This window comes from Streptosporangium lutulentum (assembly GCF_030811455.1).
Lineage (GTDB): Bacteria > Actinomycetota > Actinomycetes > Streptosporangiales > Streptosporangiaceae > Streptosporangium > Streptosporangium lutulentum.
The window spans coordinates 10,187,497-10,212,810 of the sequence record NZ_JAUSQU010000001.1 but is presented as its reverse complement, the minus strand read 5'-3'; the positions used below and the strand labels follow the sequence as shown (position 1 = coordinate 10,212,810).

General features: G+C 70.2%; 27 protein-coding genes and 1 pseudogene. 22 read left to right on the top strand and 6 right to left on the bottom strand.

Annotated features, from left to right (window positions below; genetic code table 11):
• Nucleotides 1–53 precede the first annotated feature (53 nt).
• Nucleotides 54–539: a helix-turn-helix transcriptional regulator gene (locus tag J2853_RS45920; protein WP_307568376.1), complete on the top strand. Its 486-nt coding sequence runs from the start codon at nucleotides 54–56 to the stop codon at nucleotides 537–539.
• A gap of 226 nt (nucleotides 540–765) precedes the next feature.
• On the opposite strand, the gene J2853_RS45915 is transcribed toward J2853_RS45920, so the two are convergent.
• Genes J2853_RS45915 through J2853_RS45905 form a run of 3 tightly spaced genes read right to left on the bottom strand, consistent with a single transcriptional unit; the run spans nucleotide 766 to nucleotide 2,398 of the window.
• Nucleotides 766–990 (bottom strand): FmdB family zinc ribbon protein, encoded by a 225-nt coding sequence (locus tag J2853_RS45915; protein WP_307568374.1) that lies wholly within the window; start codon nucleotides 988–990, stop codon nucleotides 766–768.
• A gap of 23 nt (nucleotides 991–1,013) precedes the next feature.
• Nucleotides 1,014–1,835, bottom strand: a complete 822-nt coding sequence (locus tag J2853_RS45910; RefSeq protein WP_307568372.1) for a GNAT family N-acetyltransferase — start codon at nucleotides 1,833–1,835, stop codon at nucleotides 1,014–1,016.
• Nucleotides 1,836–1,888: 53 nt separating this feature from the next.
• The gene (locus J2853_RS45905) at nucleotides 1,889–2,398 is read right to left on the bottom strand and encodes an HNH endonuclease (protein WP_307568370.1); all 510 of its coding nucleotides are present in this window, start codon (nucleotides 2,396–2,398) and stop codon (nucleotides 1,889–1,891) included.
• A gap of 318 nt (nucleotides 2,399–2,716) precedes the next feature.
• On the opposite strand from J2853_RS45905, the gene J2853_RS45900 reads away from it, so the two are divergent.
• From J2853_RS45900 to J2853_RS45890, 3 genes are all read left to right on the top strand, one after another.
• The gene (locus J2853_RS45900; protein ID WP_307568369.1) at nucleotides 2,717–4,789 is read left to right on the top strand and encodes a prolyl oligopeptidase family serine peptidase; all 2,073 of its coding nucleotides are present in this window, start codon (nucleotides 2,717–2,719) and stop codon (nucleotides 4,787–4,789) included.
• Between the two features lie 243 nt (nucleotides 4,790–5,032).
• Complete coding sequence (locus J2853_RS45895) at nucleotides 5,033–5,824, top strand: helix-turn-helix domain-containing protein (protein ID WP_307568367.1); 792 nt, start codon at nucleotides 5,033–5,035, stop codon at nucleotides 5,822–5,824.
• A gap of 125 nt (nucleotides 5,825–5,949) precedes the next feature.
• On the top strand, nucleotides 5,950–6,297 hold the full coding sequence (locus J2853_RS45890) for a VOC family protein (protein WP_307568365.1): 348 nt from the start codon (nucleotides 5,950–5,952) through the stop codon (nucleotides 6,295–6,297).
• A 254-nt stretch (nucleotides 6,298–6,551) separates the two neighbouring features.
• On the opposite strand, the gene J2853_RS45885 is transcribed toward J2853_RS45890, so the two are convergent.
• Nucleotides 6,552–7,316, bottom strand: a complete 765-nt coding sequence (locus J2853_RS45885; RefSeq protein ID WP_307568364.1) for a TetR/AcrR family transcriptional regulator — start codon at nucleotides 7,314–7,316, stop codon at nucleotides 6,552–6,554.
• Between the two features lie 115 nt (nucleotides 7,317–7,431).
• Between J2853_RS45885 and J2853_RS45880 the strand changes: the two genes are divergently transcribed.
• Both J2853_RS45880 and J2853_RS45875 read left to right on the top strand, forming a co-directional pair.
• Nucleotides 7,432–8,025 carry an NADPH-dependent FMN reductase gene (locus J2853_RS45880; protein WP_307568362.1) on the top strand — a complete coding sequence of 198 codons (594 nt, stop codon included), beginning with the start codon at nucleotides 7,432–7,434 and terminating at the stop codon, nucleotides 8,023–8,025.
• Nucleotides 8,025–9,620 (top strand): annotated as a pseudogene (locus tag J2853_RS45875) (MDR family MFS transporter). The gene J2853_RS45880 and the pseudogene J2853_RS45875 overlap by 1 nt, the downstream one beginning before the upstream one ends.
• A gap of 150 nt (nucleotides 9,621–9,770) precedes the next feature.
• Here the strand turns inward: J2853_RS45875 and hypF are convergent.
• The gene (gene hypF / locus J2853_RS45870; protein WP_307568360.1) at nucleotides 9,771–12,089 is read right to left on the bottom strand and encodes a carbamoyltransferase HypF; all 2,319 of its coding nucleotides are present in this window, start codon (nucleotides 12,087–12,089) and stop codon (nucleotides 9,771–9,773) included.
• Between the two features lie 169 nt (nucleotides 12,090–12,258).
• On the opposite strand from hypF, the gene J2853_RS45865 reads away from it, so the two are divergent.
• The 16 genes from J2853_RS45865 (at nucleotide 12,259) to J2853_RS45795 (ending at nucleotide 24,010) form a co-directional block, all read left to right on the top strand.
• Nucleotides 12,259–12,879: a D-sedoheptulose-7-phosphate isomerase gene (locus J2853_RS45865; protein ID WP_307568358.1), complete on the top strand. Its 621-nt coding sequence runs from the start codon at nucleotides 12,259–12,261 to the stop codon at nucleotides 12,877–12,879.
• Nucleotides 12,876–13,109: a HypC/HybG/HupF family hydrogenase formation chaperone gene (locus J2853_RS45860; protein ID WP_307568356.1), complete on the top strand. Its 234-nt coding sequence runs from the start codon at nucleotides 12,876–12,878 to the stop codon at nucleotides 13,107–13,109. The genes J2853_RS45865 and J2853_RS45860 overlap by 4 nt, the downstream gene beginning before the upstream one ends.
• Nucleotides 13,096–13,791: a D-sedoheptulose-7-phosphate isomerase gene (locus J2853_RS45855; protein ID WP_307568354.1), complete on the top strand. Its 696-nt coding sequence runs from the start codon at nucleotides 13,096–13,098 to the stop codon at nucleotides 13,789–13,791. The genes J2853_RS45860 and J2853_RS45855 overlap by 14 nt, the downstream gene beginning before the upstream one ends.
• Before the next feature lie 82 nt (nucleotides 13,792–13,873).
• The gene (locus tag J2853_RS45850; RefSeq protein WP_307568352.1) at nucleotides 13,874–14,950 is read left to right on the top strand and encodes an NADH-quinone oxidoreductase subunit B family protein; all 1,077 of its coding nucleotides are present in this window, start codon (nucleotides 13,874–13,876) and stop codon (nucleotides 14,948–14,950) included.
• A 25-nt stretch (nucleotides 14,951–14,975) separates the two neighbouring features.
• Nucleotides 14,976–16,784 carry a nickel-dependent hydrogenase large subunit gene (locus J2853_RS45845; protein WP_307568351.1) on the top strand — a complete coding sequence of 603 codons (1,809 nt, stop codon included), beginning with the start codon at nucleotides 14,976–14,978 and terminating at the stop codon, nucleotides 16,782–16,784.
• Nucleotides 16,785–16,842: 58 nt separating this feature from the next.
• Complete coding sequence (locus J2853_RS45840) at nucleotides 16,843–17,403, top strand: NifU family protein (protein ID WP_307568350.1); 561 nt, start codon at nucleotides 16,843–16,845, stop codon at nucleotides 17,401–17,403.
• Complete coding sequence (locus J2853_RS45835; protein WP_307568348.1) at nucleotides 17,400–18,032, top strand: DUF5947 family protein; 633 nt, start codon at nucleotides 17,400–17,402, stop codon at nucleotides 18,030–18,032. Before J2853_RS45840 ends, J2853_RS45835 begins: the two co-directional genes overlap by 4 nt.
• The gene (locus J2853_RS45830; protein ID WP_307568346.1) at nucleotides 18,025–18,657 is read left to right on the top strand and encodes a DUF6084 family protein; all 633 of its coding nucleotides are present in this window, start codon (nucleotides 18,025–18,027) and stop codon (nucleotides 18,655–18,657) included. Before J2853_RS45835 ends, J2853_RS45830 begins: the two co-directional genes overlap by 8 nt.
• Nucleotides 18,654–20,000, top strand: coding sequence for a hypothetical protein (locus J2853_RS45825; RefSeq protein ID WP_307568345.1), 1,347 nt, complete (start codon nucleotides 18,654–18,656; stop codon nucleotides 19,998–20,000). Before J2853_RS45830 ends, J2853_RS45825 begins: the two co-directional genes overlap by 4 nt.
• Nucleotides 19,997–20,500, top strand: a complete 504-nt coding sequence (locus J2853_RS45820; protein WP_307568344.1) for a hydrogenase maturation protease — start codon at nucleotides 19,997–19,999, stop codon at nucleotides 20,498–20,500. Before J2853_RS45825 ends, J2853_RS45820 begins: the two co-directional genes overlap by 4 nt.
• A complete protein-coding gene (locus J2853_RS48095; RefSeq protein WP_370879507.1) occupies nucleotides 20,494–20,598 on the top strand; it encodes a DUF6893 family small protein in 105 nt (34 codons plus the stop codon). The genes J2853_RS45820 and J2853_RS48095 overlap by 7 nt, the downstream gene beginning before the upstream one ends.
• A gap of 80 nt (nucleotides 20,599–20,678) precedes the next feature.
• Nucleotides 20,679–21,062: a hydrogenase maturation nickel metallochaperone HypA/HybF gene (locus J2853_RS45815; protein ID WP_307568343.1), complete on the top strand. Its 384-nt coding sequence runs from the start codon at nucleotides 20,679–20,681 to the stop codon at nucleotides 21,060–21,062.
• Nucleotides 21,046–21,297, top strand: a complete 252-nt coding sequence (locus J2853_RS45810; protein WP_370879506.1) for a HypC/HybG/HupF family hydrogenase formation chaperone — start codon at nucleotides 21,046–21,048, stop codon at nucleotides 21,295–21,297. Before J2853_RS45815 ends, J2853_RS45810 begins: the two co-directional genes overlap by 17 nt.
• A 6-nt stretch (nucleotides 21,298–21,303) precedes the next feature.
• Nucleotides 21,304–22,431 carry a hydrogenase formation protein HypD gene (gene hypD, locus J2853_RS45805; protein WP_307568341.1) on the top strand — a complete coding sequence of 376 codons (1,128 nt, stop codon included), beginning with the start codon at nucleotides 21,304–21,306 and terminating at the stop codon, nucleotides 22,429–22,431.
• Nucleotides 22,428–23,564 carry a hydrogenase expression/formation protein HypE gene (gene hypE, locus J2853_RS45800; RefSeq protein WP_307568339.1) on the top strand — a complete coding sequence of 379 codons (1,137 nt, stop codon included), beginning with the start codon at nucleotides 22,428–22,430 and terminating at the stop codon, nucleotides 23,562–23,564. The genes hypD and hypE overlap by 4 nt, the downstream gene beginning before the upstream one ends.
• A 29-nt stretch (nucleotides 23,565–23,593) precedes the next feature.
• Complete coding sequence (locus J2853_RS45795) at nucleotides 23,594–24,010, top strand: hypothetical protein (RefSeq protein ID WP_307568337.1); 417 nt, start codon at nucleotides 23,594–23,596, stop codon at nucleotides 24,008–24,010.
• Between the two features lie 281 nt (nucleotides 24,011–24,291).
• Here the strand turns inward: J2853_RS45795 and purU are convergent, their stop codons facing one another.
• Nucleotides 24,292–25,143: a formyltetrahydrofolate deformylase gene (gene purU, locus J2853_RS45790; RefSeq protein ID WP_307568335.1), complete on the bottom strand. Its 852-nt coding sequence runs from the start codon at nucleotides 25,141–25,143 to the stop codon at nucleotides 24,292–24,294.
• Nucleotides 25,144–25,314 lie beyond the last annotated feature (171 nt).

The following is a 25,314-nucleotide window of genomic DNA, read 5'->3' as shown; positions in this document are numbered from 1 at the left end:
CGTACCCGATAAGAGGTTCGAAAAATGTCGGTGCTGAGCAGTATTCTTTGGGTATGACTACCGTCATGAAGCCCTCCACCCGCCCGTTGACGACCGCCGAGATCGCCGCCCTCGCCCTGTCCCTCGCGCACATGGGTTCGGGCCCTCAGGCCATTACCGCCCGGCGCGGCCTGCGCCACGCGTTCGAGCACATGGAGCTCGACGACGAGGTCATCGCCACCACACTGGAGACCCTGACCTCACCGATGCCCCCGGCGACCGCCGACCGGGCCAGGACCATCGCCAACGCCATCACCTCGCGCCTCGTGATCCGCCTCCACTACCAGGACGTGACCGGCCGGATCACCGTCCGCGACGTCGATCCGGTGACGTGCATGGTCCATCGCGAATACTGGTACCTCGTGGGCATGTGCCGCATGCGCCACGCGATCCGGGCCTTCCGGTTCGACCGGATCGTCGCCACCGAGCCCACCTTCATGCCCGCCCGCCCGCACATGGTGGAGAATTTCCTGCCCTTCCAGGGCAGGCGCGCGGCGTGATCCGGTTCTGATCTGTCATCCGGCCTGATCGTGAAAGCCGGATGACAGGCTCCGGGACCGCTCCCCGCGGTCGCGGCGGCCTGGGCGCGCGGCCGGATTCAGGTCCGGGCGCGCGGCCGGGCTCACTCGAACGCGGTCACGCGGACGAGAGCAGGCGGAGCCGCTCACCCGCACACCGCCGTGCGAGCGCGACCACCCGAACGCAGGTCCAGCCGGAGAACGCGGTCTAGCCGCAGCACCCTCCGCCGCAGCATCCGCCGCCGCCGCTCGCCGGGCGGGCCGCCGGAGCGCTCGATCCGCCCGCCCCTCCGGTCACGGCGACCGTCGACAGGAGCTTGACGGTGTCGTCATGGCCGTCCGGGCAGATCGCGGGGTCACCGGATCGGGCCATCGGGCGGGAGAGCTCGAAGGTGGACCCGCAGGCACGGCAACGGAAGTCATATCGCGGCATGACACACAGGTTACTCAGATTCCTCAGCGAAAGGTGATGGAGGCGTAGTCGGCCACCGGCCGGTATCCGATCGCCTGGTAGATCGAATTGGACGTGGAATTGGCCAGGTCGGTGAAGAGCAGCACCTCGCCGGCGCCCTCGGCCAGCGCCTTGGCGGTCACGGCGTGGGAGACCGCCGCGCCGTACCCCTGCCCGCGATGCTCCGGGGGCGTGTAGACCGGGCCGACCCTGGACATGCCCCCGATCGGCGAGGAGACCCCGGCGAACGCGACGGGCCGCCCGTCCACCTCCCACAGGACCAGCTCTCGCCGGCCGATCCGGCCGGCGACCAGCGGGGTCAGGACGGCGGGAGCGACGCTGCCCGCCTCGGCCTGGAACTCCTCGCTCCATGTCACCAGAAGCTCAAGATCGTCCTTGGTGGCCGTGCGGGAGGCGCCGCCGGAGAGGGAGGACGGCGGAAGAGGCGAGTCGAGCCGGTAGAGGCGCTCGGGACGGCGCTCGGCCACGGGCCGCCACCAGGCGGCGGCGAACGCCTCGGCCTGCGGGAGCGGCCCGGAGACCCCGGGGATCACCCTCTCGGCCTCGATCAGCTGGGTGGCGAGGCCCCGCACGGTGTCGAGGGGAACGTCGGCGAGCAGCAGGAGGTGAGGCGCCGTCTGACAGACCGCCGCGACGGTCTCCCCTCCGCGCTCCAGCCAGCCCATCAGGAGGTCGTCACCCCAGATACCGCCGCGCATTCCACGCAGGACCGTGAGCGGGACGGTGTTGCGAACGGGATCGCGGAGCAGCCACGGCTCCGCCGCCCCGGCGTACACCTCGACCTTGGAGGTGAAGGTCCATGTCATGCACCGATTGTGTCGGCACGGACCCGCCGGGGCGAGCGGATGTCACGCGGCGCTCAGGCCGCGCTCTCCGCGAGGTAGGGCGCCCACTGGGGGTCACCGACGATGTGCGCGCCGATCAACCGCCAGTGGACGCCGCGTGGCACCACCGGGGCGACGCTCAACGTCCACCCCAGTTCCTCCAGCATTCGGTCGGCCTTGCGGTGGTTGCACGACGTGCACGAGGCCACGCAGTTCTCCCACGTGTGGGTGCCGCCTCGCGAGCGGGGGATCACGTGGTCGATGGTCTCGGCCCGCTGGCCGCAGTAGGCGCATCGGTAGTCGTCCCGGCGCATCAACGCGGTCCGGGTCAGTGGGATCCGCGACCGGTAGGGGATGCGGACGTATCTTCGAAGCCTGATCACCGAAGGGACATCGAGCGTGCGGCTCGCCGAACGGAACACGGCGCCTCGCCCGTCGCGATGCACGACGTCTGCCTTCTCCCTGAGCACAAGCACGACGGCGCGGTGCAGGGAGAGGGTGGTGAGGGGTTCGTAGGTGGCGTTCAAGAGCAGGACCTGGCGCATCAGCGGGCCTCTCCCGCCGTACAACGCGTCAATTGAGGGGGCACGCCACTGCGTGCCCCGGCTGGCGGCCCCTCCTGGGGCCCGGGTGCTTCCGTCACGAGGACCTCCGCCGGACGGCCCAGCGGATGCTCACCACGGCACCGTCCTTCACCAAGTTTGGCTTCTCCATCATCGTTCCCGCCACCCATAAATGACTGGAGGGACCTCTGATACGTTTTATGCCCGCATTACCAGTTCTTAACTCCTTCCGCTAGGGACAGGATACGTCGCTCGCGTGATGGGCCCGTCCTGCCGCCCGGAGGTCGTAGTGTTCCTGCCATGACGCTACAGCCCTACCCTCCCGCCAGCCGCGATGACCTCGTCGAGGAGCTCCACGGCATCCCGGTCTCCGACCCCTACCGATGGCTGGAGGATCCCGACGATCCGGCCACGAAGGACTGGCTGACGGCACAGGAGAAACTGCTGTCCGCGGAGATCGGGGCCCTTCCGGGGCGCGACGGCTTCAAGTCGCGGATCACCGAGCTGCTGAGGTCGGGCTCGATCGGCGCGCCGGTGTGGCGCGGAGAGCGGCAGTTCTTCATGCGGCGCACCCCTGAGCAGGAGCACGCCGTCCTCTACACCGTGGATCCCGACGGCACCGAGCGGGCGCTGCTGGATCCGATGGCGCTCGACCCGACCGGTCTCACGACGCTCGACGCGTGGCAGCCCGACAAGGAGGGCCGCCTGCTCGCCTACCAGGTCTCGGTGGGCGGCGACGAGGAGTCCAGCCTCTACCTGATGGACGTCGCGTACGGCGACCGGATCGAGGGGCCGATCGACAGGTGCCGCTACTCCCCCGTGGCGTGGCTGCCCGGCGGCGAGGCCTTCTACTACGTGCGCAGGCTGCCCTCCACGGAGGTGCCCGACGGTGAGGACCAGTTCCACCGCCGGGTCTACCTGCACAAGGTCGGCGCCTCCACCGAGGAGGATGTCCTGATCTTCGGCGACGGCATGGAGAAGACCAACTACTACGGCGTCGGGGTCTCCCGCGACGGCCGCTGGCTGCAGATCTCCGCCTCCCGGGGTACGGCTCCGCGCAACGACCTGTGGCTGGCCGACCTTTCCGCCTCCGCCCCCTCCTCGCCCGACCTGGTCGTCGTCCAGGAAGACGTGGACGCCCAGAGCGGACTGTACTTCGGCCGCGACGGCCGGCTCTACGTCTTCACCGACCGCGACGCCCCGCGCGGCCGGATCTGCGTGACCGACCCCTCCACCCCCCAGTTCGAGAACTGGCGCGACCTGATCCCGCAGGACCCCGAGGCCGTGCTGTCCGACTTCGCGATCCTCGACGACCTGGACCGGCCGGTCATGCTCATCGGCTGGACCCGCCACGCGATCAGTGAGATCTCCGTCCACGACCTGGTCGCCGGCGAGCGCGTCGGGGAGGTGCCGACGCCGGGGCTGGGCACGATCGGCGGCATCGTCGAGCGCCCCGAGGGCGGCCACGAGGCCTGGTTCGGCTACACCGACAACACCACCCCGCCGACCGTCCAGCGCTACGACGCCCGCACCGGCGAGACCACCCTGTGGGCCGCCTCCCCCGGCGCCGTCGAGGTCCCCGACGTCAGCACCGAGCGGATGACCTACCGTTCGGCCGACGGCAGCGAGATCCACATGCTGGTGATCTCCAAGCCCGGCGTCGAGGGCGCCCGGCCCACCATCCTGTACGGCTACGGCGGCTTCGGCATCTCGATGACCCCCGGCTACTCGGCGTCGATCCTGAGCTGGGTCGAGGCGGGCGGCGCCTACGCCATCGCCCAGTTGCGCGGCGGCGGCGAGCAGGGCGAGGAGTGGCACAGGGCCGGGATGCTCGCCAACAAGCAGAACGTCTTCGACGACCTGCACGCGGCGGCCGAGCACCTGATCGCCACCGGCGTCACCACGGCCTCCCAGCTGGCCATCTCCGGCGGCTCCAACGGCGGTCTCCTGGTGGGCGCGGCCCTGACCCAGCGTCCCGAGCTGTACGCCGCGGTGGTCTGCTCGGCCCCGCTGCTCGACATGATCCGCTACGAGCTGTTCGGGCTCGGCGCGACCTGGAACGTCGAGTACGGCACCGTGGAGAAGCCCGACGAGTTCGCCTGGCTGCACGCCTACTCCCCGTACCACCACGTCCGGGAGGGCGTGTCCTATCCCGCGACGCTGTTCACCGTCTTCCAGTCCGACACCCGGGTCCACCCGCTGCACGCCTGGAAGATGTGCGCGGCCCTGCAGTACGCCCAGTCGTCCGACAGGCCGGTCCTGCTCCGCAACGAGACCGAGGCGGGTCACGGGGCCCGCGCGGTGAGCAAGACCATCGAGCTCGCCGCCGACCAGCTCACCTTCCTCGCCTACCACACCGGTCTGACCCAGTAGGGAACACCGGCGGGAAAGCCGCGTGCCCCGGGATCGCCGTCTCCGATCCCGGGGCGTCCGGTCTGAGACCGCCGCGAGGGCGGCTCCTCTTGAGCCTTCGTTCCGGGGGCGGGTCGGGGAGTCCCGGTTCTCGGGAACGCGCCCGGCCGAGACCGCCGACACGCTCGCCCGGTCGTCCTCGATCGGCCCCCGGACCCGGGAAAGGCCGTGGAAACCGTCGGGGGCGGCGGTTATGGTCGACGCGTGGAGAACGCCACGACGGCGGAGGGGCTGACCTTCTCCGAGGGAGAGCCGGGCGCCTTCCTGCGGCCCTACGTCACGCACCTGTCCGCCTATACCGAGCGCCGCACGGAGCCTCTGGCACGGCGGGAGCCGCCGTTCGCCGGGGCCGTGGTGATCTTCGGGTTCAGCGCGCCGCTCGGGGTGGGCGGGCCTGACGGATCCCGGCGGCTGAGATCTTTCGTCGGCGGCCTGCACGACACCTACGTCGACACCGTCACGGCCGGGGTCGCCGAGGGAGTGCAGGTCAACCTCACGCCGATCGGGGCCTGGCGACTGCTCGGGGTGCCCATGCGGGAGCTGGCCAACCGCGTGGTGTCGCTGGAGGAGGTGCTCGGGCGCTGGGCCACGACCACGGTCGAACGGCTGGCGGAGGCTCCGAGCCGGGCCGCCCGGCTCGCGCTCCTCGACGAGGCGCTCAGCAGGAGGATCGGCGAGGCCCCCGAGCCCGACCGGCGGATCGGCTGGGGGTGGGAGCGCCTGCTCGCCGCCCGCGGCGCGGTGACGGTGTCCTCGATCGCCGACGAGCTGGGCTGGAGTCACCGGCACCTGGTCTCCCGGTTCCACGACCAGATCGGGCTGGCGCCGAAGGCGGTGGCCCGGGTGCTGCGCTTCGAGCACGCCGTCGACCGCCTGCGGGCCGGTGAGTCCCCGGCCGGCACCGCCGTCGCCTGTGGCTACTACGACCAGGCCCACATGAACCGCGACTTCAGGGCGATGGCCGGGGCCACTCCTCGGGAGCTGGCGTTGTCCTGATCGCGCTTTCCCGCCCTCCGGGGCGACCGGGGTCAGATTCGTCCAAGCCTCGCCTCCCCTCCTCGCGGCATCGTGGTGGCAGTCCACAGAAGGATCGTGGTGGCAGTCCACAGAAGGAGAGAGACATGCGCACGGTGTATCCGCTGGTTCGCTACCGCGACGCGGGCAAGGCCGTCGACTGGCTGGTCCAGGCGTTCGGGTTCGAGATCCACGAGCTCGTCAGGGCCGACGACGGGAGCGTCGGCCACGGGGAGCTGATCACCGGCACCGGGATGATCATGACCGGTACGGGTGAGCCCGGCGGGCCCGGGATCTACGTCGCGGTGGACGACCCGGACGCCCACCACGCCAGGGCCGTCGCGGCCGGGGCAGAGGTCACCAGGGAGCTGAACGACCAGCCCTACGGCTCGCGCGAGTACGCGTGCAAGGACCCCGAGGGCAACGAGTGGTTCTTCGGGACGTACCGGCCCTGACGCACCCGCGGCACCCACGTCACACCGTGTGACCCACCCACGTGAGACCTTGCCGGACAGGCGAGGAGGTGACCAAGGGTGGCGCCGAAGCCGGAGGCCGGAATCCGAGCAGGTGATCTCCCACCCGGACCGCGGCGGCCTCGGAGCCCCGATGGGCACCCCGGCCCCGCGGGGACGCCGCCCACCCGGCGGACCCACCCCCGACGGCATCCGCCCGTCGCGCGGTGGACCCGGGGCCGGAGGTCCGGAGGGGGTCAGATGCCCATGCGGGCGGCGATGCCGTCGAGGATGTAGTCCAGCCCGGTCTCGAACTGCCACTGCGGGTCGTCCTTGTGTGTGCCTTCGAGGAGGTAGCGCTGGAAGGTGGGGTAACGGCCGGTGCCCATGAGCCAGATCATCTGCGGCGCCAGTCCTGTCTTCAGCTCGTCGTCGCTGGACCATCCGCGGCCCTCCATCAGCTGGTGCAGGGTGATCTCGGCGTTGGTGGCGCCGTGCACGTAGGAGTCGACGGTGCGGACGATGGCCATCATCGTGTCGACGTTCAGGCCCAGGCTGTCGAGTGCGGTCAGTGATCGCTCCGCCACGGCCATCCGGTTGGGGGTCAGGGCGAAGGCCGCCTGGGGGGAGAGCTGGGCGAGCCAGGGGTGTTTCAGCATCAGCGCGCGGGTGCGGAGGGCGAGGGCCCGCATGGTCTCCCGCCAGCCGTCGGCCTGAGAGTGCTCCAGCTCGCCGTGGACCAGGTCGACCATCAGCTCCATGACGTCGTCCTTGCCGGACACGTAGCGGTAGGCCGCCATGGGGGCGACGCCCAGCTCGGCGGCCAGGCGCCGCATGGTGATGGCGTCGAGGCCCTCCGTGTCGGCGATCTCGATCGCCACCGAGGCGATCCGGTGAGGGGTCAAGGCGGCGCGGGGCGCGGGCGCGGGGCGTTCGAGACGCTCCCACAGGGAGGCCTGCGCCCGGCCCTCGTCTTCCCCCTGCGGCGGAGGAGGGGCCGAGGACTTTTTCTGACTGGCCACGGATGCGATCTCCTTGTCGTCACATTGCGTACAGCGTATCAGAAATAGACAACGTACACACTCATGTGTACGTTGTACTCAGCCAGATACGACGTACACACCAAGGAGTTTTCCCATGGACGACACGTTCGGCTTGCGGGTCGCGGTCATCGTCGGCAGCACCCGGGACGGGCGCTTCGGCCCGGTCGTGGCGAACTGGCTGCTCACTCACCTCGCGCACCGCGAGGACATGACCGTCGACCTCGTCGACCTGGCCGAGACCCCGCTGCCCACCGTGTTCCCGGCCTTCGGTCAGCCCGCCGCACCCGGCACCGCCGAACTGCTGGCCGCCGTCTCGCCGAGGCTGGCGGCGGCCGACGCGTTCGTCATCGTCACCCCCGAGTACAACCACAGCTTCCCGGCCTCGCTGAAGAACGCCATCGACTGGCACAACAAGGAGTGGCACGCCAAGCCGGTCGGTTTCGTCTCCTACGGCGGCCTGTCCGGCGGGCTCCGCGCGGTCGAACAGCTCCGTGTCGTCCTGGCCGAGCTGCACGCCGTCACCGTCCGCGACACCGTCAGCTTCCACGGCGCGTGGACGTGCTTCGACGCGGACGGCACGGTCAAGGACCCGGCCGGCGACACCGCGGCGAAGACCATGCTCGATCAGCTGGCCTGGTGGGCGCACGCCCTGCGTGACGCCAAGGCCCTTCGCCCCTATGCCGCCTGATGCCGCCCCGTCCGCCTGAGCCGGAGGAGGCAACGATGGAGCACGAAGGTCACCGGGAACCGGGGCGCCCGCGGTCGCTCTACTTCGGCGTGTTCGGCCTGATGCTCGGCATGTTCCTGGCCATGCTGGACGGCCTGATCGTCGGCACGGCGTTGCCCACGATCGTGGGCGACCTCGGCGGGCTGAACCACCTGTCCTGGGTGGTGACGGCCTACCTGCTCGCCGCCGCCGCGACCACCCCGATCTGGGGGAAGCTCGGCGACCTCTACGGCCGTAAGGGCACCTTCATGACCGCGATCGTGCTCTTCCTGATCGGCTCGGTGCTCGCCGGGCTGTCGCGGGACATGAACCAGCTCATCGCGTTCCGCGCTTTGCAGGGGCTCGGGGCGGGAGGGCTGATGGTCGGCGCGCTGGCGATGATCGGCGTGCTGGTGCCGCCGAGGGAGAGCGGCCGCCTGCAGTAGATGATCGGCGCGATGCTGCCGGTCGCCTTCGTCGGCGGACCGCTGGTCGGCGGTTTCCTCACCGACCAGCTGAGCTGGCGCTGGACCTTCTACGTGAACGTTCCCGTCGGAGCCGTCGCACTGCTGATCATCGGTACGGGGATCCGGCTGCGGACCGAGCGGATCCGGGCCCGTATCGACTACGCCGGCGCGTTGCTGCTGACCGCCGCCATCCTGGCCCTGACGCTGCTGGCCGGCTGGGGCGGCAACGGCTACGCCTGGTCCTCGCCGCAGATCCTCGCCCTGGGCGCCGCCGGCGTCCTGGCACTGGCGGGGTTCGTATACGTCGAACGGCGCGCCGAGGAACCCGTCATCCCTCCCCGGCTGTTCCACGACCGCAACTTCACCCTCGCCCAGGTCCTCAGCTTCCTCGTCGGCGCGGTCATGCTCAGCGTGACGAACTACCTGCCGCAGTACATGCAGTTCGTCCGGGGGGCCTCCCCGACGGCCGGCGGCATGCTGCTGCTTCCCCTGATGTTCGGCATGCTCGGTGCGCAGCTGACGACCGGCCACCTCATCAGCCGCAACGGCCGCTACCGCCTCTACCCGATCCTCGGCGGTGCCGTGATGATCGCGGGCGCCCTCGTCCTGCTGACACTCGGCGTGAGCACCGGCACGGCCGCCGCGTCCGCCCTCACCCTGGTCACCGGGCTCGGCATGGGCCTGCTGATGCAGAGCACCATGCTCATCACGATGAACAGCGCCGACGCCCGCGACATGGGCGCCGCGAGCGGGACGGTCACCCTGGTGCGCACCATCGGCGGCTCGCTGGGCATCGCGCTCCTGGGCTCCGTCTACGCGAGCCGCCTGGAGGCGGACCTGGCCGAACGGCTCGGCCCCGAGGCGGCACACCGGATGACCGGCGGCGGCGAGCTGACACCGGCCCTGCTGAGAGACATGTCCGCCCCCGTCCGCGACGCCTTCCGGGCGGCCGTCTCCAGCGGCCTGCACGGCATCCTCCTCGGCGCCGCCGTCCTGTCGGCGATCGCCTTCGCCGCCGCCTGGTTCGTCCGGGAGGTCCCGCTCCGCGGCGAGGCCCCGGCGCAGGCCGGCCCCGCGGCAGCCGCGAACGACGCCCCCGCCCGGCTCTGATCCCCGCGGGCTCGGCCGACCGGCCGCGAACGGCGTTCGACCCCCCCGCCGCCGGGCCGCGCGTGTCCGGGCCGTTCCCGTCCACGACGGCCCTCGGCGGGCAGGGGACGGAGCACGTCGGCCGGCCCGACGACGAGGGCACGACGCGCGTCAGGGCGGACCGAGCGCGTCACGGGCCGCCGCCACGGCGGCCTGGCCCAGGCTGATGCCGCCGTCGTTGGGAGGAACCTCGCGATGGGTCAGGACCCGCAGGCCCTGGAGCCGGAGCGCCCGGACGAGCCCGTCCAGCAGCAACCGGTTCTGGAAGACCCCGCCGGACAGGGCGACCGTGCCGATGCCGGTGTCCTCGCGGAGCCGTACGCACGCCGCGGCGGTGGCGGCGGCGAGCCCGTTGTGGAAGCGGGCGGAGACGCGGGCCGGGCCGGCCCCTCCGCGCATGTCCTCGACGACCGCCCGGACGAGGTCAGCGGCCTGGATCGTCACGAGCGGCCCGTCGTCGAGGAGCCGGGCGGGGTAGGCGCCCCTCTCGTCCGGATCGGCCCGTTGTTCGAGCGCGATCGCGGCCTGCCCCTCGTAGGAGGCGATGTCACGGAGTCCGGCGATCGCCGCGACCGCGTCGAACAGCCGGCCCGCGCTGGAGGTGAGGGGCGAGTTCACCCCGGACCTGGCGACGGCCACCACGTCGTCCCAGTGACGGTGGTTGCGGGACCGGACCGGAAGGTCGGCGGGGACCGCGCCGCCGTAGGCCGCGTCCAGGTGCGCGGCGGCCATCCGCCACGGTTGCCTGATCGCCGTCGTGCCGCCGGGCAGCGGCACCGGCGACAGGCGTCCGGCGCGGGTGAATCCCGTGAGATCGGCCACGAGGATCTCCCCGCCCCAGATGGTGCCGTCGGCGCCGTAGCCGAGGCCGTCGAAGGCGACCCCGATGACGGGCCCGTCCTCCTGGTTGTCGGCCAGGCAGGAGGCGATGTGCGCGTGATGGTGCTGGACCCCCGCCAGTTCCACCCCGCGCGCGTCCCAGACGTCGTGGGCGTACTTGGTGGACAGGTACTCGGGGTGGAGATCGTGCGCGACCACCCGCGGCGTGATGTCGAACAGGCGCCGGAAATGGTCGACGCCCTCGGTGAAGGAGCGGAGCGTCTCGTAGTTCTCAAGATCGCCGATGTGGTGGGAGAGGAAGGCGTGATCCTCCCTGACGAGGCAGAAGGTGCTCTTCAGCTCGGCACCGCACGCGAGTACGGCCCGCCGCGCGGGCCGGGAGAGCCTCAGGGGCCGGGGCGCGTATCCCCGCGATCTCCGCAGTGGAAGCCCCGTCCCCCACAGCGGAAGGATCACCGAGTCGTCGGTGCGGACGTGGATCGGGCGGTCGTGGGTGAGGAAGCCGTCCGCGATGCCCGCGAGGCGGGTGCGCGCCTCGCCGTCCCGGTAGGCGATGGGCTCGTCGGAGAGGTTCCCGCTGGTGAGGACGTACGGCCCGGGGATCTGACGGGCGAGCAGGTGATGCAGGGGCGTGTAGGGCAGCATGAGCCCGAGGCGGCGGTCGCCCGGCGCCACGGACGCGGCCATCGCGGCGCCGGGCCGCCGGGGCAGCAGCACGATCGGGCGCTGGGGGCCGGTGAGCAGCCGTTCGGCGTCGCCGTCCAGCTCGCACAGCGCTCGCGCGGCGTCGAGATCGCCGACCATGACGGCGAACGGCCTGTCCTCGCGGTGCTTGCGCGAGCGGAGGGCCCGCGCGGCGTCCTCGTTGGCGGCGTCGACCGCCAGGTGATACCCCCCGAGGCCCTTGACGGCCAGGATGCCGCCCGACCTCAGGAGCCCGGCCGCCCCCTCGATCGGGTCACCGGCCGGATCCTCGGCCCGGTCGCGCGCGTCGAGCAGCCGCAGCGCCGGGCCGCAGGCGGGGCAGCAGATCGGCTGGGCGTGGAATCTGCGGTCCCGCGGATCGAGGTACTCACGCTCGCACTCCCCGCACATGGCGAACGCGGCCATCGTCGTGGCCGGCCGGTCGTAGGGGACGCCCCTGATGACGGTGAATCTCGGCCCGCAGTTGGTGCAGTTGATGAAGGCGTGGCGGTACCGGCGGTCGGCCGGGTCGAACATCTCGGTCAAGCAGTCAGCACATGTCGCGACATCAGGTGAGATCAGGGTGGCCCGTCCGGCTCCCCCCCGGCTGTCCGCGATGTGGAACCCGCGATCTCCGCGTACCGGTATCACGATGGCCGTGACCCGGTGGATCACCGCCAGCGGGGGCGCCTGATCCCGCAGGTCCTCCTGGAACCGCGTGACATCGTCCGGTGCGCCCTCGGCCTCGATGAACACGCCCCGGCCGTCGTTGCCCACCCACCCGGACAGCGCCAGCCGCCGTGCCAGGGAGTGGACGTGGGGACGGAATCCCACCCCCTGGACGATGCCCTCGACGTCGATCCTGATCCTGATCCGAGTCCGGGGCCGCGTTCGTCCGATGCTCACCCGGCCATCCTGTCCGTGCCCGGCGCGTCGCCGCCGATGGGCTCGCACGGTCTGGACGAGAAGGTGATGTCCATGATCAGAGCTTTACCGCCGATTGTGAAGTCGAGGGTGTCCAGCCTGCAACAACTCACCGTAATCTGACGACTACCGTAAATAACGGAGCGTCAACATGTCTGCCCTATCGACCATGAAACCAGCGGTCTGCGAAGCCTTCGCCCGCCGGGATTCCGCCGGCCGCGCTCTCGCGGACGACGCGGAGCGCATCGCGCGAGCGTGCCAGGAGATGGCCGTTCTGTTCCACCTCGGCGGAAAACTGATCGTCTTCGGCAACGGCGGCGGCGGGACGGACGCGGCTCACATCGCGGTCGAGTTCATGCACCCGGTCATCGTGGGCAAGCGGGCGCTGCCCGCGGTGGCGTTGAGCAACGACGCCGCGACGGTCAGCGGGGTGGGCAACGACGAGGGGCTCGCCGAGGTCTTCGCCCATCAGGTGCGCCACTGGGCCGACACCTCCGACATGGCGCTGGGAATCTCCCGCGACGGCCGGTGCGCGAACGTGCTGCGGGGCCTGGAGACCGCCAAGGACCGGGGCCTGTTCACCCTCGCCCTGGTCGGCGGGGACGGGGGCGCCGTCGCGCGCAGCCAGGCGGTCGACCACGTCCTGGTCGCCGCTTCGGACGACCCCGCCGTGGTCAAGGAGATCCACGTGACCGTCTACCACCTTCTGTGGGAGCTGGTCCACGTGTTCTTCGACCAGGCCGGCCCGCTCTCGGACCGGGCCGCCGGATGACCGGGCCCGCGGACTGTTCCGCCGAGGTGTGCGTCACCTGCTCCGACGAGGCCGTGCCGATGACGGTGATCCGGCTGCTGGACGCCGGTCTGGCGATCGTCGACGCGGGCGGGCTCCCCGAGGAGATAAGCGTGGCGCTGGTCGACTCGTCGGTGGGCGACACCGTGCTCGTGCACGCCAAGGAGGCCATCGCCGTGATCGCGCGGGGAAGCGGTGATGAGCGTGCTTGAGGAGTCGCCGCCCGAAGGGATAGGGGAGCTCTACCCCTTCCTCTACGCGAAGCGGGACAACGCCGACTCGACGCTGGCGGAGGCCAACCGGTCCACCGCGGAGAAGACGGCCGAGATCGTACGGCTGCGCCGGCGGATGGCCGAGGAGTCGGGGGCCGAACTCGCCGAGTGCGCCGAGGAGATGGCCATCCGGTTCACCTCGGGCGGGAGGCTGTTCACCTTCGGCAACGGCGGCAGCAGCACCGACGCCCAGGAGGTGGCCACCACCTTCCTGCACCCGTCCCACGGCCGTCCGCTGCCCGCGCTCTCCCTGACCAGCGACGTCGCCGTGGTCACCGCGCTCTCCAACGACGTGGGGTTCGAGGTCGTCTTCTCGCGGCAGCTCGCGGCGCTGGGGCGGCCCGGGGACATCGCCTTCGGCCTGTCGACGAGCGGGGGCTCGTCCAACGTCGTCCAGGCGTTCGAGGAGGCGGCGCACCGGGGCATGCTCACCGTCGGCCTGGCCGGCGACCAGGGCGGCAGGCTGGCCGAACTCGACCTTCTCGACTACCTGTTCGTCGTCCCCTCCTCGTCCGTGCATCGGATCCAGGAGGCCCAGACGACGGTCTACCACGTGCTCTGGGAGCTCACCCAGCACGCGCTCGACTCGATATCCGTCCCACGGGGCCACGGCTCTGGGTGAAGGGAAGCGCCATGATCCATACGGCACGGACCCCCCACACCGATCACGTCCCATCGACATCGACGAGGAGTGGGGAGGCGGCATGACGGCACCGACGCGGTCAGCGGGCAGCGGGGCTCAGGAGCAGGAAGAGCCGGTCGTCCATATTCTGTGGATCAATGCCGGGTTGAGCTGTGACGGGGACTCCGTCGCCTTGACCGCGGCGATGCAGCCGAGCATCGAGGACATCGTGCTGGGCACGCTTCCTGGGCTGCCCAAGGTGGCGGTGCACTGGCCCCTGATCGACTTCGAGTCCGGGCCGATGCAGGGCGCGGACGTGTTCATCGAGTGGTTCTTCAAGGCCGCCCGCGGGGAGCTGGACCCGTTCGTGCTGGTGGTGGAGGGCTCGATCCCGAACGAGTCGATCAAACAGGAGGGCTACTGGTGCGGGTTCGGCAACAACCCGGAGACCGGGCAGCCGATGACCACCAGCGAGTGGCTGGACCGGCTGGCGCCCAAGGCGACCGCGGTGCTGGCGGCCGGCACCTGCGCCACCTACGGCGGGATCCACGCGATGGCCGGCAACCCGACCGGCGCGATGGGGGTCGCGGACTACCTGGGCTGGGACTGGCGCTCCAAGGCGGGGCTGCCGATCGTCAACGTGCCCGGATGCCCGATCCAGCCGGACAACCTGTCGGAGACGATCCTCTACCTGCTCTACCAGGTCGCCGGACAGGCGCCGATGATCCCGCTGGACGAGGCGCTGCGGCCCACGTGGCTGTTCGGCCAGACCGTGCACGAGGGCTGTGACCGGGCCGGCTACTACGAGCAGGGGCAGTTCGCCACCGAGTACGGCTCCCCCAAGTGCCTGGTGAAGATCGGCTGCTGGGGACCGGTGGTCAAGTGCAACGTGCCCAAGCGCGGCTGGATGAACGGGATCGGCGGCTGCCCGAACGTGGGCGGGATCTGCATCGCGTGCACGATGCCGGGCTTCCCGGACAAGTTCATGCCGTTCATGGACGAGCCGCCCGGGGCGCGAGTGTCGTCGACGGTCAGCGAAGCCTACGGAAGCGTGATCCGCACGCTGCGCGGCATCACCCTCCACACCGTGGACAAGGAGCCGAAGTGGCGCGCCAGGGGACGCGAGCTCCTCACCGGATACACCGCACCGTGGCGCTGAGCCGCGACCTCGAAGGGAAGCTGATGTGAAGACCTCACCGAAACCGCAGCGGGGCGGAAAGGACGAGCCGCCGAGCGAACTGGTGGAGATGGCGTGGGATCCGATCACCCGGATCGTGGGCAGCCTGGGCATCTACGCAAAGATCGATTTCAAGAACCGGCGGGTGGCCGAGTGCTACAGCACCTCATCGATCTTCCGCGGCTACAGCATCTTCATGAAGGGCAAGGACCCGCGCGACGCCCACTTCATCACCAGCCGGATCTGCGGGATCTGCGGTGACAACCACGCCACCTGCTCGGTCTACGCCCAGAACATGGCCTACGGCGTGCGGCCTCCGGCCCTCGCGGAGTGGATCCTGAACCTCGGCGAGGCGGCCGAGTACATGTTCGACCACAACCTCTACCAGGAGAACCTGGTCGGGGTCGACTACTGCGAGAAGATGGTCCGCGAGACCAATCCCGGCGTGCTGACGCTGGCCGAGCGCACCGAGGCGCCGCACGCGGCCGACCACGGTTACAAGACCATCGCCGACATCATGCGCTCGCTGAACCCGCTGGAGGGCGAGTTCTACCGCGAGGCGCTGCAGGTCTCCCGGCTGACCCGGGAGATGTTCTGCCTGATGGAGGGCAGGCACGTGCACCCCTCCACGCTGTACCCGGGCGGGGTGGGCACGGTCGCGACGGTGCAGCTGTTCACCGACTATCTGACCCGGCTGATGCGCTACGTGGAGTTCATGAAGCGGGTCGTGCCGATGCACGACGACCTGTTCGACTTCTTCTACGAGGCCCTGCCCGGCTACGAGGAGGTCGGCCGGCGCCGGGTGCTGCTCGGGTGCTGGGGCAGCTTCCAGGACCCTGAGCACTGCGACTTCACCTACCGGAACATGAGCTCCTGGGGCCGGGAGATGTTCGTCACCCCCGGGGTGGTCGTCGACGGCCGGCTCGTCACCAACGACCTGGTCGACATCAACCTCGGCATCCGGATCCTGCTGGGCAGCTCCTACTACGACGACTGGGCCGGCCAGGATCCGTTCGTCACCCACGACCCCCTGGGCAACCCGGTCGACATGCGCCATCCGTGGAACCAGCACACCATCCCGCACCCGCAGAAACGTGACTTCTCCGACAAGTACAGCTGGGTCATGTCACCGCGCTGGTTCGACGGCCAGGACATGCTCGCGCTGGACACCGGCGGCGGGCCGATCGCCCGGCTGTGGTCCACCGCGCTGTCGGGGAAGGTCGACATCGGCTACGTCAGGGCCACCGGCCACAGCGTGGAGATCAACCTGCCGAAGAGCGCCACCCTGCCGGAGAAGTCCTTCGAGTGGAAGATTCCCCAGCACAACGGCCAGCCGCTGTCCAACGCGCTGGAGCGCAACCGGGCCCGCACCTACTTCCAGGCCTACGCGGCGGCATGCGCGCTGTACTTCGTCGAGCAGGGGCTGGCCGAGGTGCGCGCGGGACGCACCCAGACCTGGTCGCCGTTCACCGTGCCGGACGAGGCGATCAGCTGCGGGTTCACCGAGGCGGTGCGCGGCGTGCTGTCACACCACATGGTGATCAGAAACGGCAAGATCGCCAACTACCACCCGTACCCGCCCACCCCGTGGAACGCCAGCGTCCGCGACGTCAACGGGGTGCCGGGACCGTACGAGGACGCGGTGCAGAACACTCCGATCTTCGAGGAGAACCCGCCGGAGACCTTCAAGGGCATCGACATCATGCGCACCGTGCGCAGCTTCGACCCGTGCCTGCCCTGCGGGGTCCACATGTACCTCGGCGAGGGCCAGGAACTCCGCAAGCTGCACAGCCCTCATGCCTTCAACGCCACGTGATCCATCGGCCGCCGGGGGGCCGTCCGCTCCCCGGCACCGGGAAAGGGGGCATGGGCAGATGCCGCAAGCCCATGACATCCAAGCCACAGGAGGTCGCGTCGAGGCGCTGATCTCCGAATTCGGCGCGCTGACCGACCCCGTGACGCGCGCCAAGGCCGAGGAGCTCGTCCGAGCCCTCGTCGAGCTGTACGGCGCGGGCCTCGAACGCGTCGTGGAGATCGTCACCGAGGCCGAGGACGCGAAGGTGCTCCACCGCCTCGTCGGCGACCCCCTCGTGTCGGGCCTGCTCGTACTGCACGACCTGCACCCGCTGAGCACGGCCGAGCGCGTCCGCGAGGCGCTCGACAGGGTGCGGCCCTCCCTCGGGCTGCACGAGGGCGGGGTGGAGCTGCTCGACGTGGACGAGTCCGGGGTCGTACGGCTACGCCTGCGGGGCTCCTGCCACGGCTGCTCCTCCTCGCAGGCCACCGTCACGGACGCCATCGAACGCGCCGTCGCCTCGGCCGCGCCGGAGGTGTCCCGGGTGGACGTCGAGGCGGTGGCCGACGACCGGGAGCCGCTGCTGCAGATCCGGCACCGCCCGCCCGGTTCGCGCCCGACGCCGGAGGCGGTCTCGTGACGGCCACCGGCCTGCGCCGCTTCCTCGAACCGCAGAGGCCGGACGTGGGGCGGTGCGAGATGTGCGCCGAGCCGACCGGTGACGAGCACGGCCACGTGGTGAACGTCGAGAGCCGGGCGCTCCTGTGCACGTGCCGGAGCTGCTACCTGCTGTTCACCCACGAGGCCGGCGCCCAGAGGCGTTATCGCGCGGTGCCGGAGCGCCACCTGTACGACCCGGCGTTCCGGCTGACCGTGGCGACCTGGGACGAACTCCAGATTCCGGTCCGCACGGCGTTCTTCTTCCGCAACTCCGCGCTCGACCAGACGGTGGCCCTCTACCCGAGTCCCGCGGGGGCCACCGAGTGCCTGCTCCCGCTGGACACCTGGGAACGCGTCCTGGCGGACAACCCGGCGATGGCCGATGCCCGCCCGGACGTCGAGGCGCTCCTGGTGGACCGCCGCCCCGAGGGCGGCTTCGCCTGTCACCTGGTGCCGATCGACGCCTGCTACGAACTCGTCGGCCTGGTACGGCTGCACTGGAAGGGCTTCGACGGCGGTCAGGAGGCGTGGAAGGCCATCGAGGACTTCTTCGCCGAACTGCGCCGGCGCGGCGACCTCGTGCCGTCCGGGGGCGACGACCGTGGATGAGATCGGATTCACCTGTGTGGGCGTGCGGGCGGAGGCCTACGCGGCCTTCCCGACGCTGGTCTTCCGGCTGCGCATCGCCGAACCCTCTCCCGAGGGGGTGCACGCCATCGGGCTGCGCTGCCAGATCCGGATCGAACCGCACCTCAGACGCTACGACCCCGGCGAGGTGGAGCTGCTCGGCGACCTGTTCGGAGATCCCTCCCGATGGGGCGACACGCTGAAACCCCTGCAGTTCGCCAACCTGTCCATCATGGTCCCGGCCTTCACCGGGACGACCGAGATCGACGTGCCGGTGCCCTGCAGCTACGACCTGGAGGTGGCCGCGGGCAAATACTTCGCCGCCCTGGACGACGGCGAGATCCCGCTGCTCATGCTCTTCAGCGGCACCGTGTTCGCCAGGGCGGAGCGCGGCTTCTCCATCGCGCAGGTGCCGTGGCACTGCGAGACCAGGCACCGGCTGCCGGTGTCCGTCTGGCGGGAGCTGATGAACCGCTACTTCCCGGATTCGGGGTGGCTGCGGCTGCGCCGCGACACGCTGCGGGAGCTGCACCGGTTCAAGTACGAACGCGCCCTGGCGACCTGGGACGAGGCCCTGGAACTACTGCTCAAGGAGACCCCGGGATGACCGTTCCGATGGAGATCGCCCGGAAGGTGGCCGACGCGGTGCTCTACGAGGGCTACCTGCTCTACCCCTACCGGGCCTCGGCGGCCAAGAACCAGGTCCGCTGGCAGTTCGGGGTGCTCGTGCCGCCGGGATTCACCTCCACCTCCGAGCCCTCGGCGAGCCTGACCGAGTGTCTCCTGGAAGGAGCGGGGGAGGCCGTGGCGCACCTGCGGCTGCGCTTCCTCCACGTCAACGCGCGGAGCGTCGAGCGCGCCGAGGGCGACGGCTGGCGGCCGGTCCACGAGCTGAGGAGCGGCGAGGCGACCTACCTCACCTTCGACGAGGCGACCGAACGCGAGGTGGAGGCGACGCTTCCCATCCCCGGCCTGCTCGACGCCGAGCGGGCGATCGAGGTGTTCGTCCCCGGAGACCGCTCGGCCGAGCCGATCGTGGCGCCGTCCGGCGCGGTGGAGGGGCGCGTCGTCTCCGAGCACCTGCCGGTGCACGCGGTGCTCAGGGTGAGCGCCGAGCCGGTGGCGGGGCCGTACGGCCTGATCAAGCTGCGTGTCCGGGTGGAGAACACCGACCGCTGGGATCCGCTGGACGCACCGCGCGAGCAGGCGCTGCGGCGTTCGCTGATCTCGGCTCACCTGCTCATCGGGGTGAACGGCGGGGCCTTCGTCTCCCTGCTCGACCCGCCGGAATGGGCCCGGCCGTCCGTGGAGACCTGCCGCAACGAGAACACCTGGCCCGTCCTCGTCGGCGAGCCCGGACACCGCGACGTGGTGCTGTCCTCGCCGATCATCCTGTACGACCATCCGGACATCGCGCCGGAGAGTCCGGGCGAGCTGTTCGACTCGACGGAGATGGACGAGATGCTCCACTTGCGCACTCTCACCCTCACCGACGAGGAGAGACGGGAGGCTCGGGCGACCGACCCCCGGGTGGCCAAGCTGATCGACATGGTCGGCGACCTGCCGTCCGAGATGGTCGAGCGGCTCCACGGCGTGATCCGTTATCTGGGCGCGCCCGCGCAGGAGGTCCGTACGCCCTGGTGGGATCCGGGATCCGATCCCACGGTGTCGCCGGACACCGACAGCGTGATCGTCTCAGGGGTGACGATCGCGAGGGGCAGCCGGGTCCGGCTGGCCCCGGGCAGGCGGCGCGCCGACGCCCACGACATGTTCCTGGCAGGCAGGACAGCCCGGGTGGAGGCGGTGCTCCTCGACCTCGACGGAGCCCGGCACCTGGCCGTGACCCTGGAGGAGGACCCGGGGGCCGATCTGCACCGGTCCCACGGGCGCTTCCTCTACTTCGCTCCGGATGAGGTCGAGCCGCTGGGAAACGAGGAGGTCACGACATGAAGATCCTGGTGGCGGGGGTCGGGAACGTCTTCCTGAGCGACGACGGCTTCGGCGTCGCGGTGGCCAAGCACCTGGCGGACGCCGACCTTCCCGAGGGTGTCACGGTCGCCGACTTCGGCATCCGCGGCATCCATCTCGCCTACGAGCTCACCAGCGGCGCGTACGACTCCGTGATCCTCGTGGACGCCGTGTCGCGCCACAACCCGCCCGGCACGCTGTACGTGCTCAAACCGCTGACGAGCGACTGCCCCGCGTCCTTCGTCGACGCCCACGACATGACCCCCGAGATGGTGCTGGCGCTGGCCGGCACGCTCGGCGGCGAGACCGGCAGGGTCCTGCTCGTCGGGTGCGAGCCCGCCGACATCTCCCCCGGCATGGAGCTGAGCGCGCCGGTGGCGGAAGCCGTCGACGCGGCGGCGGAGCTGGTCCTCGAACTGATCGACCAGCAGATCGCGACGACGCTCGCCCCGGCGAGCCACGAGGAGGAACCAGCATGGTGAAACGCCTGATGGCCGCGGCGGCCCTGGTGGGGCTGGCGGTGCTGATCTACCAGTCGATTCCCGACATCAAGCGCTACATCAAGATCAGAAAGATGTGACGGCGGCGTCGCGGACCCTTCCCACCCGGGCGGCGGCGCGCGGCCCGGAACCATGTCAGAGAAATGAGGTGACGTCAGTCGTGCACGAGTTCGGGATCGCCGAGGCGATTCTCACCGCGGTGGAGAACCGGGCGGACGGCCGGCGGGTACAGCGAGCGCGAGTGCGGGCGGGCGCCCTGCTCCGCATCACGGAACCCGCGATAAACCACGCGTTCGCCATGATCTCCGAAGGATCACTGGCCGAGGGCGCGCAGGTGGAACTGGTCGTGATCCCGGTCAGTCTCACCTGCCGGTCCTGTGAGCGGACGGCCACGTCCGTCGACCCCTTCGCCGTCTGCCCCGAGTGCGGCGGCACCGATATCGACAGCGAGGGCGGCGACGATCTCGTCCTCGAATCCATCCAGATGGCGGAGGCCACTCATGTGCCTGGGAATTCCCGGCGAGATCGTGGAAATCCTTTCTGACCGCCCTGATCTGGCCATGGTCGATGTCTGCGGGGTGAAGCGGGCGATCAACATCGGCCTGCTGGAGGACGAGTCCGTCCTGCCCGGCGACTGGATCCTCATCCACGTCGGGTTCGCGCTGTCGAAGATCGACGAGGTGGAGGCCAAGGCCGCGCTCGACTTCCTGGAGAGCATCGGGCAGGCGTACGAGGACGAGATAGAGGCCCTGCGCGAATCCATGATCGAAGAGGGGTGAGATCCGATGCGCTTCGTCGACGAATACCGTGACGCCTACAAGGCCCGGATGCTGGCCGCGCGGATCTCCGCCCTGTGCGAGCCGGGCCGGACCTACAAGTTCATGGAGGTGTGCGGCGGGCACACCCACACGATCTACAAGCACGGGCTGGAGGACTACCTGCCCGAGGCGGTCACGCTGGTGCACGGCCCCGGCTGTCCCGTCTGCGTGATCCCCATGGGCCGGGTGGACGACGCCATCCACATCGCCGGGCAGCCAGACGTGATCATGACCTCGTTCGGCGACATGATGCGCGTGCCCGGGGGGAACGGGTCCTTCCTCGACGCCAAGGCGCGGGGCGCCGACATCCGCATGGTCTACTCCCCGCTGGACGCCCTGAAGATCGCCCGGCAGAACCCCGGCAAACGCGTGGTCTTCATGGCGATCGGCTTCGAGACCACCGCCCCCTCGACGGCGATGACCGTCCTGCGCGCGAAGGCCGAGGGGATCACCAACTTCTCGATCTTCTGCAACCACGTGACGATCATTCCCGCGATCAAGGCGATCCTGGACTCCCCGGACCTGCGCCTCGACGGGTTCATCGGGCCGGGCCACGTCTCCACCGTGATCGGTTGCCGGCCGTACGAATTCATCGCGCGCGACTACGGCAAGCCCCTGGTGGTGGCCGGGTTCGAGCCGCTCGACGTGCTGCACACGGTCTACCGGATCCTCGTGCAGCTGGCCGGCGGGCAGGCCGAGATCGACAACCAGTACGCCCGGGTGGTCCCGTGGGACGGCAACCCCAAGGCTCTCGGCGTCATCAACGAGGTGATGGAGCCGCGGCCGTACTTCGAGTGGCGCGGGCTGGGGTTCATCTCGCAGTCGGCGCTGAGGGTCGCGGAGCGGTACGCCGACTTCGACGCCGAACGGATCTTCCAGATTCCCGGCAGCCGGGTGGCCGACCCCAAGGCGTGCCAGTGCGGTGAGGTGCTCAAGGGGGTGCTCAAGCCGTGGGAGTGCAAGGTGTTCGGCACCGCGTGCACTCCTGAGACGCCGATCGGCACGTGCATGGTGTCGTCCGAGGGCGCGTGCGCGGCGTACTACAACTTCGGCCGGTTCTCGCGCGAGCGCGTCAAGGAGGCGACCCAGAGGTGAGCATCGGGGAAGGCGTCACCGGCCCGGTGGAGACGTCGGCACGGGAGGCCCCGGAGCGGATCACGCCCGTGGACCGCGAGCAACAGGTCCTGGACCGGATCGAGCGGGTACGCCACCGCAAGGCCCGCGTGCGGGAGGACCTCATCACCCTCGCGCACGGCGCGGGTGGCAAGGCCACGCACACCCTGATCGAGGCGGTGTTCCTGGAGTCCTTCCGCAACCCGCTGCTGGAGCCCCTGGAAGATGGCGCGGTCGTCGACGGGCTGGCCTTCACCACCGACTCGTACGTGGTGACGCCGCTGTTCTTCCCCGGGGGCGACATCGGCGACCTGGCGGTCAACGGCACCGTCAACGACCTGGCGATGTGCGGGGCGCGCCCCCGCTACCTGTCGGCCGGATTCATCCTTGAGGAAGGCTTTCCCGTCGCCGACCTGAGGCGCATCACCGCCTCCATGGCGGCGGCGGCTCGGGCGGCGGACGTGTGGATCGTCACCGGCGACACCAAGGTCGTGGAGAGAGGCAAGGCCGACGGCTGCTACATCACCACCTCGGGTGTCGGGACGCTCGACCGGCCCACCCGGCTGAGCGCCGCCGCGGCCCTGCCCGGGGACGTCGTCATCGTGTCCGGACCGATCGGCGAGCACGGGATCACGATCATGCTCGCCCGGGGGGAACTCGACATCGAGGCCGACCTCACCTCGGACACCGCGCCGCTCAACGCCCTGACCGGCCTGCTGCTGGACGCCTGCGGGGACGGGCAGGTGCGCTGCCTTCGGGACGCCACCCGCGGCGGGGTGGCGACGATCGTCAACGAGGTGGCGGCGGCCTCGAAGGTCGCCGTCGTGCTGGAGGAGGACGCGATCCCGGTACGCCCCGCCGTACGCGGGGCATGCGAACTACTGGGGATCGATCCGCTCTACGTCGCCTGTGAGGGCCGGATGGTCGCGGTGGTGGCCGAGCGGTCCGCCGAGGTCGCGCTGGCCGCCCTGCGCTCCCATCCACTCGGCGCGGGCGCGGCCGTCATCGGACGGATCGGCGGCGACCCGCCGGGGCTGGTCCTGCTGAAGACCTCCTTCGGAGGTACCCGCATCGTCGATCTGCTGGTCGGCGACCCCCTGCCGAGAATCTGCTGAGAACCCGTCAACCCGATGAGGTGCTGGATATGAGCAACAAACGCAGACCAGAGGACGCGAGCCCGCACGGCAAAAAGGGAGAGGAGGAGCATCACGGATCCTCCCCCGACGTGGGTCGCGCGAGCGAAGAGGTGATCCGGTCCGGTAACCGGGCCTTCGCTCCCCCGCCGGAGGAGAAGAGGCCGGAACGCGTGGTGTCCAAGCAGGAGCGCAGGGGCGTCTCCCCCACCGACACCGAGGCCACGTCGCCGCTGGGCGTCGGCGTCAGCACGAGCAGGCGCGCCGAGAAGATCGCGGCCAGGGAGAGCGAGAAAGGTCGCGAGACGAGGGGCGTCGACGAGAAGACCGGGCGTCCGCACGGCGTCTCCACCCCCGAGGACTCCACAGGCGTCAAACCCCAGGAAACCGTCGACGAGGAGAGTCCTCACCTCACGCAGGGAAGCTAGGGCATATCCGCCCGAGGACCTGAACGTCCTCGGCTCCGGCGCCGGAGGCGATTACCCTGTGGGCCGCCTCCCGGCGCCGGGAGGCGGCCACCTCACTCACCGAGGTGAGAGAGCCGTCATCTCGCGACTCCCACTCACCGGCGTGAGGAAGCGGTCACCTCGCACCCGGTGGCGTGAGGAAGCGGTCATCTCGCACCCCTCGCTCACCGACGCGAGAGAGCGATCACCTCGCGGCCGTCACCCGGTGGCGCTGACGAACGATCGTCTCGCCGCCCCGGCCGCTAGCGCGGGAAGACGATCGTCTTGTGGCCGTCGAGCAGGACACGCTGTTCGGTGTGCCAGCGAACGGCGCGGGCAAGGGCCTGGCACTCGACGTCGCGGCCGATGGCGGCGAGATCCTCCGCGGAGTGGGTGTGATTGACCCGGGCGACCTCCTGCTCGATGATCGGGCCCTCGTCGAGGTCGGCGGTCACGTAGTGCGCGGTCGCGCCGATCAGCTTCACGCCCCGTGAGTGAGCCTGGTGATACGGCTTGGCCCCCTTGAACGACGGCAGGAACGAGTGGTGGATGTTGATCACGTTGCCCGCGAGCTTGACGCAGAGGTCTTCCGACAGCACCTGCATGTAGCGGGCGAGCACCACCAGATCGGCCCGGTAGTGGTCGACCAGGGTCAGGACCTCCGCCTCCTGCCTGGACTTGGTCTCGGGGGTGACCGGCAGGTGGTGGTAGTCGATGCCGTAGGACTGGGTCAGAGGCCGAAGGTCGGGGTGGTTGGAGACCACCGAGACGATCTCGATGTCGAGCAGACCGGAGCGGGTCCGGTAGAGCAGGTCGTTCAGGCAGTGGCCGAACTTGCTCACCATCACCAGCACCCGCGGCTTGACGGCCACGTCACGGAGCTTGAACTCCATGCCGAATTCGGGGGCGAGCGCGGCGAAGGCCGTACGAAGCTCGCCGTCGGACACCGTGGAGGCGAACTGCACCCGCATGAAGAAACGCCCGTCGGTGTCCCCGAACTGCTGGCTCTCGATGATGTTGCACCCCTGCCCGGCGAGCAGGCCGGAGACCGCGGCCACCACACCGGGACGGTCCGGGCAGGACAATGTCAACACAAACTCGGCCCTGGAACTCATGCCCTCATCCTTGAGATCGGATCGTACGACCCTTCGACTGACCTGGGCAGAGTACAGCGAGTCACCCGCGTTCACCCGCACCATTCCCGTTGATCTCTCCTCCTGCCGGAGAAATCCGGCTCCGTGTGGGGCCCCCTGGCAGGGACGATCACGCGAAGGCCGCCAGGCCGG

Bases quoted from the DNA above. Each gene is read 5' to 3' on its own strand.
- J2853_RS45920 (WP_307568376.1), top strand. From the start codon at position 54: ATGACTACCGTCATGAAGCCCTCCACCCGCCCGTTGACGACCGCCGAG.
- J2853_RS45915 (WP_307568374.1), bottom strand. From the start codon at position 990: ATGCCGCGATATGACTTCCGTTGCCGTGCCTGCGGGTCCACCTTCGAG.
- J2853_RS45910 (WP_307568372.1), bottom strand. From the start codon at position 1,835: ATGACATGGACCTTCACCTCCAAGGTCGAGGTGTACGCCGGGGCGGCG.
- J2853_RS45905 (WP_307568370.1), bottom strand. From the start codon at position 2,398: ATGCGCCAGGTCCTGCTCTTGAACGCCACCTACGAACCCCTCACCACC.
- J2853_RS45900 (WP_307568369.1), top strand. From the start codon at position 2,717: ATGACGCTACAGCCCTACCCTCCCGCCAGCCGCGATGACCTCGTCGAG.
- J2853_RS45890 (WP_307568365.1), top strand. From the start codon at position 5,950: ATGCGCACGGTGTATCCGCTGGTTCGCTACCGCGACGCGGGCAAGGCC.
- J2853_RS45880 (WP_307568362.1), top strand. From the start codon at position 7,432: ATGGACGACACGTTCGGCTTGCGGGTCGCGGTCATCGTCGGCAGCACC.
- J2853_RS45865 (WP_307568358.1), top strand. From the start codon at position 12,259: ATGTCTGCCCTATCGACCATGAAACCAGCGGTCTGCGAAGCCTTCGCC.
- J2853_RS45860 (WP_307568356.1), top strand. From the start codon at position 12,876: ATGACCGGGCCCGCGGACTGTTCCGCCGAGGTGTGCGTCACCTGCTCC.
- J2853_RS45855 (WP_307568354.1), top strand. From the start codon at position 13,096: ATGAGCGTGCTTGAGGAGTCGCCGCCCGAAGGGATAGGGGAGCTCTAC.
- J2853_RS45850 (WP_307568352.1), top strand. From the start codon at position 13,874: ATGACGGCACCGACGCGGTCAGCGGGCAGCGGGGCTCAGGAGCAGGAA.
- J2853_RS45840 (WP_307568350.1), top strand. From the start codon at position 16,843: ATGCCGCAAGCCCATGACATCCAAGCCACAGGAGGTCGCGTCGAGGCG.
- J2853_RS45825 (WP_307568345.1), top strand. From the start codon at position 18,654: ATGACCGTTCCGATGGAGATCGCCCGGAAGGTGGCCGACGCGGTGCTC.
- J2853_RS45820 (WP_307568344.1), top strand. From the start codon at position 19,997: ATGAAGATCCTGGTGGCGGGGGTCGGGAACGTCTTCCTGAGCGACGAC.
- J2853_RS48095 (WP_370879507.1), top strand. From the start codon at position 20,494: ATGGTGAAACGCCTGATGGCCGCGGCGGCCCTGGTGGGGCTGGCGGTG.
- hypD (WP_307568341.1), top strand. From the start codon at position 21,304: ATGCGCTTCGTCGACGAATACCGTGACGCCTACAAGGCCCGGATGCTG.
- J2853_RS45795 (WP_307568337.1), top strand. From the start codon at position 23,594: ATGAGCAACAAACGCAGACCAGAGGACGCGAGCCCGCACGGCAAAAAG.
- purU (WP_307568335.1), bottom strand. From the start codon at position 25,143: ATGAGTTCCAGGGCCGAGTTTGTGTTGACATTGTCCTGCCCGGACCGT.